This window comes from Micromonospora sp. DT53 (assembly GCF_049841535.1).
In the GTDB taxonomy this organism is placed as follows: Bacteria; Actinomycetota; Actinomycetes; order Mycobacteriales; family Micromonosporaceae; genus Micromonospora.
Map to the genome: position 1 here is coordinate 384,386 of NZ_JBNCKM010000003.1, position 12,951 is coordinate 397,336.

15 protein-coding genes are annotated in these 12,951 nt (G+C 73.0%); 7 read left to right on the forward strand and 8 right to left on the reverse strand.

Annotated features, from left to right (window positions below; genetic code table 11):
* Positions 1-11: 11 nt before the first annotated feature.
* Genes ACLQ3B_RS13070 through ACLQ3B_RS13090 form a run of 5 tightly spaced genes read right to left on the reverse strand, consistent with a single transcriptional unit; the run spans position 12 to position 4,570 of the window.
* Positions 12-641 carry a hypothetical protein gene (locus tag ACLQ3B_RS13070; protein WP_425780486.1) on the reverse strand — a complete coding sequence of 210 codons (630 nt, stop codon included), beginning with the start codon at positions 639-641 and terminating at the stop codon, positions 12-14.
* Entirely contained in the window at positions 638-2,044 is a 1,407-nt protein-coding gene (locus tag ACLQ3B_RS13075; RefSeq protein ID WP_425780488.1) for a selenium-binding family protein, read from the reverse strand. Before ACLQ3B_RS13075 ends, ACLQ3B_RS13070 begins: the two co-directional genes overlap by 4 nt.
* Before the next feature lie 14 nt (positions 2,045-2,058).
* On the reverse strand, positions 2,059-2,790 hold the full coding sequence (locus ACLQ3B_RS13080; protein WP_425780490.1) for an ABC transporter ATP-binding protein: 732 nt from the start codon (positions 2,788-2,790) through the stop codon (positions 2,059-2,061).
* Entirely contained in the window at positions 2,763-3,596 is an 834-nt protein-coding gene (locus ACLQ3B_RS13085) for an ABC transporter permease (protein ID WP_425780492.1), read from the reverse strand. The genes ACLQ3B_RS13080 and ACLQ3B_RS13085 overlap by 28 nt, the downstream gene beginning before the upstream one ends.
* Positions 3,593-4,570 (reverse strand): aliphatic sulfonate ABC transporter substrate-binding protein, encoded by a 978-nt coding sequence (locus ACLQ3B_RS13090; protein ID WP_425780494.1) that lies wholly within the window; start codon positions 4,568-4,570, stop codon positions 3,593-3,595. The genes ACLQ3B_RS13085 and ACLQ3B_RS13090 overlap by 4 nt, the downstream gene beginning before the upstream one ends.
* Before the next feature lie 176 nt (positions 4,571-4,746).
* On the opposite strand from ACLQ3B_RS13090, the gene ACLQ3B_RS13095 reads away from it, so the two are divergent.
* Positions 4,747-5,922: an LLM class flavin-dependent oxidoreductase gene (locus ACLQ3B_RS13095; protein WP_425780496.1), complete on the forward strand. Its 1,176-nt coding sequence runs from the start codon at positions 4,747-4,749 to the stop codon at positions 5,920-5,922.
* Between the two features lie 34 nt (positions 5,923-5,956).
* Here ACLQ3B_RS13095 and ACLQ3B_RS13100 read toward each other — a convergent pair whose 3' ends face one another.
* The 3 genes from ACLQ3B_RS13100 to ACLQ3B_RS13110 are packed head-to-tail and all read right to left on the reverse strand — an operon-like array spanning position 5,957 to position 7,813.
* Positions 5,957-6,502 carry a GNAT family N-acetyltransferase gene (locus ACLQ3B_RS13100; RefSeq protein WP_425780497.1) on the reverse strand — a complete coding sequence of 182 codons (546 nt, stop codon included), beginning with the start codon at positions 6,500-6,502 and terminating at the stop codon, positions 5,957-5,959.
* 43 nt (positions 6,503-6,545) lie between these two features.
* Positions 6,546-6,950 carry a hypothetical protein gene (locus ACLQ3B_RS13105; protein ID WP_425780499.1) on the reverse strand — a complete coding sequence of 135 codons (405 nt, stop codon included), beginning with the start codon at positions 6,948-6,950 and terminating at the stop codon, positions 6,546-6,548.
* Between the two features lie 56 nt (positions 6,951-7,006).
* Complete coding sequence (locus ACLQ3B_RS13110) at positions 7,007-7,813, reverse strand: hypothetical protein (RefSeq protein WP_425780500.1); 807 nt, start codon at positions 7,811-7,813, stop codon at positions 7,007-7,009.
* A gap of 363 nt (positions 7,814-8,176) precedes the next feature.
* Here ACLQ3B_RS13110 and ACLQ3B_RS13115 point away from each other — a divergent pair, with 363 nt between their 5' ends.
* From ACLQ3B_RS13115 to ACLQ3B_RS13140, 6 genes are read left to right on the forward strand one after another with little or no spacing between them, the layout of a single operon-like run.
* Positions 8,177-8,479 (forward strand): urease subunit gamma, encoded by a 303-nt coding sequence (locus ACLQ3B_RS13115; RefSeq protein WP_091398934.1) that lies wholly within the window; start codon positions 8,177-8,179, stop codon positions 8,477-8,479.
* Positions 8,476-8,823, forward strand: coding sequence for an urease subunit beta (locus ACLQ3B_RS13120; RefSeq protein ID WP_425780503.1), 348 nt, complete (start codon positions 8,476-8,478; stop codon positions 8,821-8,823). The genes ACLQ3B_RS13115 and ACLQ3B_RS13120 overlap by 4 nt, the downstream gene beginning before the upstream one ends.
* Positions 8,820-10,523: an urease subunit alpha gene (locus ACLQ3B_RS13125; RefSeq protein WP_425780505.1), complete on the forward strand. Its 1,704-nt coding sequence runs from the start codon at positions 8,820-8,822 to the stop codon at positions 10,521-10,523. The genes ACLQ3B_RS13120 and ACLQ3B_RS13125 overlap by 4 nt, the downstream gene beginning before the upstream one ends.
* A complete protein-coding gene (locus ACLQ3B_RS13130) occupies positions 10,523-11,299 on the forward strand; it encodes an urease accessory protein UreF (protein ID WP_425780507.1) in 777 nt (258 codons plus the stop codon). Before ACLQ3B_RS13125 ends, ACLQ3B_RS13130 begins: the two co-directional genes overlap by 1 nt.
* A gap of 19 nt (positions 11,300-11,318) precedes the next feature.
* Positions 11,319-12,074 carry an urease accessory protein UreG gene (ureG, locus tag ACLQ3B_RS13135; protein ID WP_425780509.1) on the forward strand — a complete coding sequence of 252 codons (756 nt, stop codon included), beginning with the start codon at positions 11,319-11,321 and terminating at the stop codon, positions 12,072-12,074.
* The gene (locus tag ACLQ3B_RS13140) at positions 12,074-12,790 is read left to right on the forward strand and encodes an urease accessory protein UreD (RefSeq protein ID WP_425780511.1); all 717 of its coding nucleotides are present in this window, start codon (positions 12,074-12,076) and stop codon (positions 12,788-12,790) included. The genes ureG and ACLQ3B_RS13140 overlap by 1 nt, the downstream gene beginning before the upstream one ends.
* Positions 12,791-12,951: the final 161 nt, after the last annotated feature.

A 12,951-nucleotide genomic window follows, 5' to 3' on the forward strand; every position in this document is an offset into this window, starting at 1 on the left:
ACGATGGATCGTCACGCCCGGATCAGCGTCACCAACCCCGCCGCCACCAGCACCCCGGCCCAGAGCCGGTCCACGTTGAACCACGCCCGACGCAGCACACCGACCCCGAGCACCTGGTAGACCAGGATCGCCACGGCCAGGGCGACGCCGAGCATGGCCACGGTGTGCACCCCGGCCGCCGCGAGACCGGACAGCGCGCCCACCGGCGCGGCGGCCAGGTGCCCGGAGTGACCCCCGGGCACCGGCTCGGCCACCAGCACCGGCAACAGCATCAGCCCCGCGCCGTGCGCCGAGGACATGAGGAACGACCAACCGGCCAGCTGGGCCGCGGACAGCCGCATCCCCGCCCAGCGGAAGTGCCGCTCGGAGAGCAGTCGCCACAGCCCGAAGGCGACAAGCAACACCCCGCCGACCACCGCGAGGGCGGTGCTCGTCGTCACCGACCGGGTCGCGGCGACCAACGCGGCGACGATCGCCACCGAGGCGAGATGCCCGGCGGCGATCGGCGGCAGGGCGCGCAGCAGCTCCAACCGACTGCGCTCCTGCAGGCCCCGGGCCACCGCGAACAACCAACCCATCGCCGGGTTCAGACCATGGAACGCGCCGAGCGCGGCGAGCGTCGCCAGGGTGGTGACGGTCACGGATAGCAGTACGAGTCGGAGGACGCGTCCCCGCCCTGCAACCGGGTCTGGTGCACCCGCAGGCCCCGGAACTCCTCCCCGTGCGGAAAGAACCGCTCATCGGGGGTGAGGCCGCCGGCGTCCACGTCGACGTCGAGCTTGGCCAGCCAGGCGCCCACCCCGTCCGGGTAGAACTGGTCGTCCCACGAGCCGTAGAGCGAGTTGCTGACGTAGACCCGCCGCCCGTCCCGGCTGACCTCCACCATCTGCGGGCCACCGGCCAACGCCTCGTCCGGTGCGGACGGGTGCGCGGTCCGGCGGACGATCCCGCCGAGGTGCACCGAACCCGTCTGCACCGGGTGCAGCGGGTCGCTGACGTCGTACTGGCGCAGCTCCCCGGTGCCCCAACAGGAGACGTAGAGGAACCTGTCGTCGACCGACAGGTCGATGTCGGTCACCAGCGGCGGCACCGCCCCGAACGGCTTGAGCAGGTCGGGCAGGTCCGCCGGGTCGGCCGGCTCGGCCGGGATGTCGATCACCTTGGTGACCGCCCAGGCGTCCCCGTCCCGGTGCCACAGCCAGATCGAGGCGGACAGGTCCTCGACGCTGATCACCACCCCGACGAACCCGTACGACTTCGTCGGGTCGTGCGCCGGCCGCAGCTCCAACGGCATCTGATACTGGTCGCCGAGGTCGACCCGTTGGACGTGCCGGCGTTTCGCGAGGTCCCAGAAGTGGATGGCGTGCCCATAGCGTCGGCCCAGCAGCAGCTCACCGACGATGCCGTCCTCGATCATCGACGGGGTGCCCCACTCGCTGGTGACCAGCACGTCCTGGGTCAGGTGCCACCACACGTCGTACGCCAGGAACTGCGGACCCCGGTCGGCCTCCCACGCCCCGCGTACCTCGAACGTGGTGTGGTCGAGGATGGCGATGCCACCCGGGCCCTCCGCGCCGTCCGCGCCGCCGAGAGCCGACAGGTAGATGCCGTCCGGGCCACAGTGCACGGTGTGCGGGCGCGAGTAGCCGGCCCGCTTCGCCAGCTCCTCCGCCCCGATCACCTTCACGATCTGCGGCTGGCGCGGGTCGGGCTGGGTGTCGAGCACGTGGATGCGTGACGACCGCAGCCCGGGCACGATCAGGTAGCGCCGCTCGACGTGCGGGTGCGGGGCGGTCGGGCAGAGCGCGCTGCTGCACGCGTTCCAGCCGAAGTGGTGCAGCTCGTCACCGACGTACGGCAGGTCGGTCCAGCCGACGACCCGGCCGTAGTCGGGGGAGTCGGGGTCGGTGTCCAGCACCACGATGGCGTCCGGGCGGGTGGCCGTCCGGTCGAAGGCCGCCACGTAGGCGAGCTTCTCCGCCGGTGCGGTCACCGCCTCGCGGGGCGACGGGTAGAAGGTGGGGTCGGGGGTCCAGCGGGTCATCACAGCTCCGCTCGTCAGGTGGTGGGAACTCCGAGTCGGTCGAGCAGGTGGCGGCGCAGCGCGCCGAAGGCCGGGTCGTCCGGCGTACGGGTGGGGCCAAGGTCGACGGGCAGCTCCGCGGCGATACGCCCCTCGTCGAGGAGCAGGATCCGGTCGGCGAGCAGCAGCGCCTCCTCCACGTCGTGGGTGACCAGCAGGGCGGCAAAGCCGTGCTCGGCGCGTAGTCGGCGTAGCAGGATCTGCATCCGCAGTCGGGTCAGCGCGTCCAGGGCGCCGAACGGCTCGTCGAGCAGCAGCAGGTCCGGTTCGCGGACCAGGGCCCGCGCCACGGCCACCCGCTGCGCCTGCCCGCCGGACAACTCGGCCGGCCAGGCACGATGTCGCTCGGCCAACCCGACCTCGGCCAGCGCCCGCCGGATCCGCCTCGGGCGGTCCGCGCCGGACAGCCCGAGCCCCACGTTCTCCGCCACGCGTTTCCACGGCAGCAACCGGTGTTCCTGGAAGACCACCGCGGCGGTGCCGTGCACGATGCTCGTCCCGCTGGCCTCGCCGTCCAACCCGGCGAGAATCCGCAGGAGCGTGCTCTTGCCGGAACCGCTGCCGCCCAGCAGGGCCACGACCTCACCACGTGCGATGGTCAGATCGACCCCGGCCAGCACGACCGTCGGCCCGAACGCCCGGCGCACCGCGTGGGCGGTGAGCACCGGCTCGGTGCCGTTCAGGTGGCCCGCAGTCCGCGACGCCATGTCAACATCCTCCTCTCCAGGACGCGCAAGGCAAGGTCGGATATCAGCCCGAGCAGCGCGTAGACGAGCAGGCCGAGCACCACCACGTCGGTCTGGCTGAACTCCCGCGCCTCCATCATCAGAAAGCCGATCCCGGTCTGGGCGTTCACCTGTTCGCCGACGACCAGGCTCAGCCAGGCCGCCCCGATCGCCAACCGCAGGCCGAGGAAGAGCGACGGCAGCGCGCCGGGCAGCACCACGTGCCGCAGCCGGGCGGCCTGCCCCAGACCACAGGTGCGGGCCGCCTCCACCAGCCGCTCGTCGATGTCCCGGATGCCGGCGTAGGTGTTGAAGTAGATGGGGAAGAACGCACCCAGAGCGACGAGGCTGATCTTGAGTGATTCACCGATGCCGACCCAGATGATCAGCAACGGGACCAGCCCGAGGTGCGGCAGCATCCGGGCCATCTGCACCGGTGGGTCGACCAGGTCGTCACCGAGCCGCAGCAGCCCGGCCACGGTGCCCAGGGCCAGGGCCAGAACACCGCCGATCAGCAGGCCCGCCCCGGCCCGGGTGAGGGAGTCCAGCAGGTGGATGCCGAGGGTTCCGTCCCGGCTCAGCCGCCAACCGGTGGCCAGGACATCGCTGGGCGCGGGCAGTTTCTCCGCCGCCAGCAGCCCGGTCCGTGCGGCCAACTCCCACCCCAGGACCAGCACCACCGGGCTCACCACCCGCCGCCAGCGCCGGGCCGGCCGCTGACGACGGGGTACGACAGGCGCCGCCGCCGCGACCTCGTCGGGCGCCTCGACGAGCGTCGTACGACTCACTGGAACACCGCGCTGAACCGGCCGTCGACCCGGGATCGGAGGTCGACCGGGCCCGGGATGAGTTCCAGGGCGATGAAACTGTCGGTGATCGCCTGAAGTTCGTCGCCGATGGCCGGGGTGACCGGGGCGAGGGGTCGGGCGCTGCGGGCCAGGGCGCGGCTGGTGACGTCCTGCGGGATCTTCAGCTCCGGCGCGAGGGTGCTGGCCCGCTCCTCGGGGTGGGCGATACCCCAGTCGGTCACCTCGCGGTAGCGCTGCAGGAACGCGCGAATGTCGTCCGTCCGCTTGTCGACCGCCCGGGGCGTGGCCAGGACGTACTCGCGGTTGCTGGCCAGACCTGTCGCGTCGGCGAGCACCTGGACCCCCGGTTGCTCGGCCAGGGCGAAGTACGGGTCCCAGATCACCCAGGCGTCGATCTGGCCGCCGTCGAACGCGGGCCGCCCCTCGGCGGGCCTGAGGTACTTGACCTGGATGTCCTTCAACGTCATGTTGTTCGCCTCCAGCAGCCGCACCAGCAGCCAGTGCACGTTGGACCCCTTGTTGAGGGCCACCGTCTTGCCCTTGAGATCGGCGAAGCTGCGGTAGCCCCGGTCGGCCTTGACCAGCACGGCCTCACCCTGCGGAATCGGCGCCGACGTGCCGATGATGGAGAAGGGGATCTTCCCGGCGGCGGCGAAGACGGGCGGCGCCTCGCCGACCTGTCCGATGTCGATCGAGCCGGCCTTGAGTGCCTCGGTGAGCGCCGGGCCGCTCTCGAACAGCGACCAGTCCACATCCGGTGCGGCGCCGCGCGCCTTGACCAGGCTCAGCCCGCCGAAGCGCTGGTAGCCGATCCGGAGCTTGTCCTTGGTGCCGCCCGCATCGGCGGACCCGCCGCACGCGCTCACCGCGACCGTGGCGAGCAGGGCCACTGTGGTGAGCACGGCCGTCAGGAGGCGGCGATGCGGAGGACGGCTCGTCGACGGGGTGGGCATGGCGGCTCCTCGGGTCGGGCACGGGGGTGGTGGCGCATCGACAGGTGTCGGCGCCGGCAGTAGCCTACTAACCCGATAGGTTTTATGGGTAGGCTGTCGATGGGATCGTCCCACCCCTCAGGAGGTGCCCGCCTCGCCGCGTGCGCCGACCACCCCCGCTGGAGGAAAGAGCCCCGATGACCCTCACCTTCCACTGGTTCCTGCCCACCAACGGCGACAGCCGGGACATCGTCGGCGGCGGACACGGCGGACCGACCGGCGCCGCCGGAGGGGCCCGCCCCGCCAGCGTGGCGTACCTCGGGCAGATCGCCCGCAGCGCCGAGCAACTCGGCTTCGTCGGCGCGCTCACCCCGACCGGCGCCTGGTGCGAGGACGCCTGGCTCAGCACCGCGATGCTCACCGAGGTGACCGAGCGACTCAAGTTCCTGGTCGCCTTCCGGCCCGGGCTGCTGGCCCCCACCCTCGCCGCCCAGATGGCCTCGACCTTCCAGCGGCTGTCCCGGGGCCGGCTGCTGCTCAACGTGGTCACCGGCGGCGAGTCGCAAGAGCAGCGGGCCTACGGCGACTTCCTGGACAAGGACACCCGGTACGCGCGGACCGACGAGTTCCTACACGTGGTGCGTGCGCTGTGGCGCGGTGAGACGGTCGACCACGACGGCGCCCACGTCCGCGTCGAACAGGCGCGGCTGCACCGGCTGCCCGACCCGGTGCCGCCTGTCTACTTCGGTGGGTCATCCGCCGCCGCCCTCCCGGTGGCCGTGCGGCACAGCGACGTCTACCTCACCTGGGGCGAACCGCCGGCCCTGGTGGCCGAGAAGGTGGCGCGGGTCCGGGCGTTGGCCGCCCGCGCCGGGCGGGAACTGCGCTTCGGCATCCGGCTGCACGTCATCGTGCGCGACACCGCCGAGCAGGCCTGGGCGCAGGCCCAACGCCTGCTCGACGGCGTCTCCGAGGCCGACATCCGGGCCGTGCAGGAGGGGCTGCGTCGCAGCGAGTCCGAGGGGCAGCGCCGGATGCTCGACCTGCACGGCGGCTCCCGCGACGGCCTGGAGGTCGCGCCCAACCTGTGGGCGGGGGTCGGGCTGGTCCGCGGCGGGGCCGGCACCGCGCTGGTGGGCAGCCATGCCGAGGTCGCCGACCGGATCGCCGAATACCATGCGCTCGGCATCGACGAGTTCGTCCTCTCCGGCTATCCGCACCTGGAGGAGGCGTACTGGTTCGGTGAGGGTGTGCTGCCGATCCTGCGCGACCGGGGGCTGTGGCGGCACCCCGACGGGCAGCCCGGGACCGGCGACCACGTCGGCATCCCCTTCACCCGGGCGCCGGCGCCGCAGCCCGTCGCGGCCCGCTGACCGGCCGACCCGCGGCAACCGACGCCACGGCCCCCTACAGGTCCATCGCGTAGACCCGGACCTGGCGGCCGGTGTCCGGCTGCACGGTCTCGCGCTCCAGCGACATGCCGATCTTGACCATCACCCGCGCGGACGCGTCGTTGCCGACCACGTGGATGCTGACCAGCCGCCGCAGGTCGAGCTCGGCACGAGTGTGGGCGACAACGGCCTGGGCCGCCTCGGTGGCCAGGCCCCGACCCCAGTGTGCGCGGCCGAGCCGCCAGCCGATCTCCACGGCCGGCATGATCTCGGGCAGGAAGGTCGGCACCGCCAGTCCGGTGAAACCGGCCAACTCGCCGGTCTCTCTGATCTCCACCGCGTACAGGCCGAAGCCGTGCTCGTCCCACTGCCGCTGACAGATGGCCAGACGCTCCGCGGTCGTGGCCCGGTCCAGGGGGTGGCCGTCATGGATGTAGCGCATCACCTCGGGCTGCGCGTTGATCGCGGCGAAGCCGTCCAGATCGTCGCTTCGCAAGCCGCGCAACAGCAGCCGCGGAGTCTCCAGGGACGTGGCACCACGGGAGCTTGTCGGGTCAGGCATCTCCCCTTCGTAGCATTTCGGCGCCCACCTGGCGATGGGTCGTCTAGGCGGATCGGCCGGCGAACCGCTGGCCGACCCGCCGCGCCGCGAGGCTCACCACCGTGCTGCCGACAGCCATCCCGATCAGCACCAGAATCCCGCCGACCGCCCACAATCCGCTGTCGTCGGTCCCCGCGGCCCGCCACGACCAGGCCGCCGTGAACGCCACAGTCATCACCGGCGCCACCAGCCACGGGCTGAGCCGCGTCCCGGCGAGCGCGGCCAGCACCACGAGCGTCAGCACACAGCCGATCACCTGCCACGCCTCGTACGGGCCGCTGCTCGCGCCGGTCTGCGCGTCGACGGTGTACCGGGTGTCCCAGCCCAGCCACAGGATCCACGCCCCGACCGTCGCCGCTGCCAGGAACAGAACACCGAGCAGTGCGCGCGTACCCCTCGTCGCCGTCATCCGGCGATCATGCCCTGCGAACCCCCGCGCCGGAACAGCCGTCCCGCGCCCCGACCTCAGGCGCCGGTGGCGTCCCAGACCACGACGTGGACGACGAACACCTGATCCTTGTTGGGCGGGGCGATGGTCGCGAAGCCGACGCGCCCCTCCGAGGTGCGGAAGCAGAAATCCGCCCCGGGCGTGAACGACGCCCGCGCCGACCCGGAGCCGTCGACGGCGCAGACCGCGTACGCCCGGTCGGGGTCGCCGCCGGAGTACTGGTACACGTTCGGCGGGTTGGCCACCTGGATGTTGTCCGACCGGATGTCCGCCCAGTCGTGGTACAGGTCGAGCCCGTCGGTGGCCCCGCCTGTGTGTTTCGCGACGACCTGCTGAGCCGGCCGGTCGACGTCGACCGCCGCGCCACGCGGCAGCACCACGCTGCGGTCCACGAGGACGCGCGGCGCGTCCGGGTCGACCACGGCCGTACCGTTGGCGGTTGGTGTGGCCGGCGCCGGAGGCGGGGTGGCGGCGGTGTTCGGCGAGGAAGCTCCGCCCGATGCCGACGGTGTGGGCGTCGACGTGCCACCGGCCACGGGGGGCGGCGTCGACTCGCGGCCGAGTTGTGTCGCCACGACGCCGCCGAGCAACACACAGCCGAGCGCGAGCAGCGCGATCGCCAGCCGGGTGCGTTGGTACCAGAACCAGAACCCGCCGAGCAGCAGAACGGCGGTCAGGGCGAGGGCGACCAGCAGCGCGTCTCGGCGCAGCACGCCCTCCACCGCCGTGACCACACCGAGGACGTTGGCGGCCACCCCGACCACGGTGAGCGTCCGCAGCCGCCGCTCACCGTCAGCGTTCGCCGCAGGTGCTGACTCCTGCATCGGGTGCCTCCCCGGTTGCCGGTGCCCGATCGCGCCGAGGCTCGACCGGGACGACGGAAAGCCCGCCCAGATCATGCTCCCACCGCCTCGCACGCCGTCGGGGGTCAGGACACGCGGTGGACTGTTGCCTCGGTCGGTGGCGATCCTCTACGGTCTGCTCAGCGGTGGGCGGTGCGGTCCGCATCCGACCCGACACCGCCGGTTGCCCGTCGTGCGGGCCGGGATGGTGGAGTCCCGGGTCGCCCCGTCGGCGGTGACCCGGCGGTCGTGTGACTCCCAGCTCGCACCCGGGCCCTGCTGCCCGGGCGGCTCCGCGTGGAGCCGACGGCGAGCCGGGGCACGCCGACCCACCGGGAGAGCCCCGTGTTCCTCAGCCCGCACGAGCAGGATCGCCTGCTCGTCCACGTCGCGGCCGATGTCGCCCGCGCCCGCCGCGAACGCGGCCTGCGCCTCAACTACCCCGAAGCCGTCGCGGTGATCACCGCGTTCCTCCTCGAAGGGGCCCGCGACGGGCGGTCGGTGGTCGACCTGATGTCGGCCGGCCGGACGGTGCTCGGCCGCGACGACGTCCAGGACGGCATCCCCGAGCTGCTGAGGGAGGTGCAGGTGGAGGCGACGTTCCCGGATGGCACCAAACTGGTGACGGTGCACCACCCGATCCCGTGATCCCCGGGGAGATCCTGCCGGCGGCCGACCCGGTCCAGATCAACGTGGGGCGTCCGGTGACCACAGTGCTCGTGGTGAACACCGCCGACCGCCCGGTGCAGGTCGGCTCGCACTACCACTTCGCCGAGGCCAACCCGGCGCTGTCGTTCGACCGGGGCGCGGCCTGGGGGCAGCGGCTCGCCGTTCCGGCAGGCACCTCGGTCCGGTTCGAGCCGGGCATCAGCCGCACCGTCGACCTCGTTCCGCTCGGCGGCGCACGGGTCGTGCCGGGCCTGCGCGCAGAGTGCGCGGGAGCGTTGGACCCGTCGCCGCACGCGGTCACGGCCGACGGGTCGCCGCGGTGAGCGCCGTGCGCAGGGACCGCTACATCGACCTGTACGGGCCGACGACAGGTGACCGGATCCGACTGGCCGACACCAACCTGCTCATCGAGGTGGAGACCGACCACTGCGTGGGCGGCGACGAGGCGGTCTTCGGCGGCGGCAAGGTGATCCGTGAGTCGATGGGCCAGTCCCGGGCCACCCGCGCCGAGGGGGCACTGGACACCGTGATCACCGGTGCGGTGGTGCTCGACCACTGGGGTGTGGTCAAGGCCGACGTCGGGCTGCGCGACGGACGCATCGTGGCGCTCGGCCGGGCCGGCAACCCGGACACCATGCCCGGTGTCCACCCCGACCTGGTCATCGGCCCGTCCACCGAGGTGATCGCGGGCAACGGGCGGATCCTCACCGCCGGCGCGGTCGACACCCACGTGCACTTCATCTGCCCGCAGATCGTCACCGAGGCACTGGCCAGCGGCATCACCACGATGGTCGGGGGCGGCACCGGGCCGGCCGAGGGGACCCGCGCGACAACCGTCACCCCGAACGCCTGGCACCTGGCCCGGATGCACGAGGCGTTGGACACGATGCCGGTCAACGTGCTGCTGCTCGGCAAGGGCAACACCGTCTCCAGTGAGGCGTTGTGGGAGCAGCTGCGGGCCGGTGCGGGCGGGTTCAAGCTGCACGAGGACTGGGGCACCACGCCGGCCGCGATCGACGCCTGCCTGCGGGTGGCGGACGCGTCCGGGGTCCAGGTGTCCATCCACACCGACACGCTCAACGAGGCCGGCTTCGTCGCCGACACCCTGCGGGCGATCGGCGGGCGGGCGATCCACTCGTACCACACCGAGGGAGCCGGTGGCGGGCACGCGCCGGACATCATCACGGTGGCCAGCGAGCCGAACGTGTTGCCGTCGTCGACCAACCCGACCCGGCCGTACACCGCCAACACCCTGGCCGAGCACCTGGACATGTTGATGGTCTGCCACCACCTCAACCCCTCCGTTCCGGAGGACCTGGCCTTCGCCGAGAGCCGGATCCGACCGTCCACGATGGCCGCCGAGGACCTGCTGCACGACCTCGGCGCGATCTCCATCATCGGGTCCGACTCGCAGGCCATGGGTCGGGTCGGCGAGGTGATCATGCGGACCTGGCAGAGCGCCCACGTGATGAAGGACCGGGTCGGCGCGCTGCCGGGTGACGGGGCCGCCGACAACCACCGGGCCCGGCGGTACGTGGCGAAGTACACCATCTGCGCGGCGATGGCCAACGGGCTGGAACAGGAGATCGGCTCGGTCGAGCCGGGCAAGCTCGCCGACCTGGTGCTCTGGGACCCGGCGTTCTTCGGCGTACGACCGCTGCTGGTGATCAAGGGCGGCATGATCGCGTACGCCCAGATGGGCGACGCCAACGCCTCCATCCCGACACCACAGCCGATGCTGCCCCGGCCGATGTTCGGGGCGTACGGCAACGCGGCCGCCGCCACCAGCCTGGCCTTCGTGGCTCCGGCGGCCCTGGACGCCGGGCTCCGCCTGGACGTGCGACGCCGGGTGGTGCCGGTGAGCGACGTGCGGTCGCGGGGCAAGGCCGACCTGCCGGAGAACAACGCGATGCCGCGCATCGAGGTGGACCCGGACACCTTCACGGTGCGGATCGACGGGCAGGTGGTGGAACCGGACCCGGTGACCCGGCTGCCGATGGCCCAGCGGTACTTCCTGTTCTGATGGCGACGCCGAGCCTGCTGTTGCTGTTGGCCGATGGCCGCTTCCCGGCCGGGGCGCACGCGCACTCCGGCGGCCTGGAGGCGGCCGTCGCCGCCGGCCGGGTCACCGACCTGGCCTCGTTGGAGGCGTTCCTGGCCGGACGGTTGGCCACCGCCGGTCTGGTCGGCGCGGCGTTCGCGGCGGCCGCACACCGGGCGGCGGTGGCCGAGACGGTCGGCTCGGCGCACCCGGCCCGGTCCGCCCGACCGTCGGACGTGCCGGCCGAGGCTGTCGCTCGGACGGGGGCGCCGGCCGGGTCCGCCGTCCGGTCGGGGGCGCTGGCTCGGCTCGACGCGGAACTGGACGCGCGTACCGCCGCCCCGGCGTTGCGGGCGGTCTCGCGCCGACAGGGCCGGGCGCTGCTGCGTGCCGGGCGGGCCATCTGGCCGGACGCCCCGTTCGCCGACCTGCCCGCGACGCCCGGTGGCCCACACCAGCCGCTGGTGCTCGGGCTGCTCTGCGCCGCGGCCGGGCTGTCCCGGCTGGAGACCGCCACGATCGCCGCGTACGGGACGTTGACCGGGGCGGCCAGCGCCGGCGTACGTCTGCTCGGCCTCGACCCGTACCGGGTCCAGGCCCTGCTGGTCGGCTTGGCCGACGCCTGCGACGGCACGGCCGCCGACGCGGCGCGGGCCGCCGACGACCCACCGGAGCGGCTGCCGGCTGCCGCCGCTCCACTCGCCGACATCCATGCCGAAATCCATGCCACCTGGGAGGTGCGTCTCTTTGCGTCCTGACACAGTTGTGCCGAACGCTGTGCCCGCCGTCGATCCGACCACGCCGCTGCCGGTCACCCCACCCCACGACGAAACCGTTCCGCACACCCACCCGGAGCCGGGGGTGGACCCGCATCCGCCGTTGGCGCGCGCCGGCCGTGCCCTGCGGGTCGGCATCGGCGGCCCGGTCGGGTCCGGCAAGACGGCCCTGGTGGCCGCGCTCTGCCGTGCCTTCGCCGACGAGCTGCGGCTCGGCGTGGTGACCAACGACATCTACACGACCGAGGACGCCGACTTCCTCCGGCGGGCCGGAGTGCTGGATCCGGTCCGGATCCGCGCGGTGGAGACCGGCTGCTGCCCGCACACCGCGATCCGCGACGACATCGGCGCCAATCTGGACGCCATCGACGAACTGGCCGAGGCGGTCGGCCCGCTGGACCTGGTCCTCGTGGAGAGCGGTGGGGACAACCTGACCGCGACCTTCAGTCGGGGGCTGGTCGACCGGCAGATCTTCGTGGTCGACGTGGCGGGTGGGGACAAGGTGCCCCGCAAGGGCGGACCCGGGGTCACCGCCGCCGACCTTCTCGTGATCAACAAGACCGACCTGGCGCCGATGGTGGGCGCCGACCTCGCCGTCATGGATCGTGACGCGCGGGCCCGGCGCGGCGACCTCCCGACCCTCTTCCTGTCCATCGTGGGAGATCCCACGGCAACGCCTGTCGCGGAGTGGATCCGGCACGAGTTGGCCCACCACGCCGCACTGCACCCGCTTGCCGCGCCGGTCGGCCCGGCCTGATGCGAGCGCTCGCCCGGCTGGTCGCTCGCGCCGACGGTCGAGGCGGCACGGCACTGGTCGAGCTGCACGGCGAGACGCCGTTGCTGTTGCGCCAGACCCCGACCGACGGTGGTGTCGCCACCGTGCACCTCGTCGGCGGGGCGGCCGGACCGCTCGCCGGGGACGATCTACGCCTGGAGATCGAGGTGGGCCCGGGCGCGGCGGTCCGGGTGCACAGCGTCGCCGCGTCGATCGCCCTGCCGGGTCGCGCGGGTGCCGTGTCCCGGATGGCGGTGCGGGCGGTGGTGCATGCCGGTGCCACGCTGCACTGGTTTCCGGAGCAGTTGGTCGCCGCGGCCGGCTGCGCGCACCTCGCCGAGTCCCGGATCGACCTGGCCGCCGGTGCGAGCCTGCGGTGGCGCGACGAGTTGATCTGCGGCCGGTACGGCGAGACCCCCGGCGGCGCAGTGGTGCACACCCAGGTCGACTACGCCTGTCGACCACTGCTGCGCCAGTCCCTCGCGGTGGGACCGCAGGCGCCGGGCTGGGCCGGCCCGGCGGTGCTCGGCGGCGCCCCGGCCACCGGGTCGCTGCTGGTGGTCGACCCGTCGCGGCCCGCCGAGCCTCCGACGGTCGAGGGCGGTGTCGCCCGGCTGCCGTTGGCCGGCGGTCCGGCGACATTGTGGACCGCCACCGCTCCCGACGCGCACACCCTGCGTGCCCACCTAACGGTCTAAGGAGCCGCTATCGGGCCGTGCGCCGGTCCTGCTGGTCCGTGTCACCCGCGGCGGCCGAGCGGGGATTGGCCTCGGCTGCCAAGACCGTTCCTGAGGCCACAGCGGTGCGGGGCACGACGGTGCCTGGCGGACACTTACGAGAGCGTGATGTCTGTGAGTCA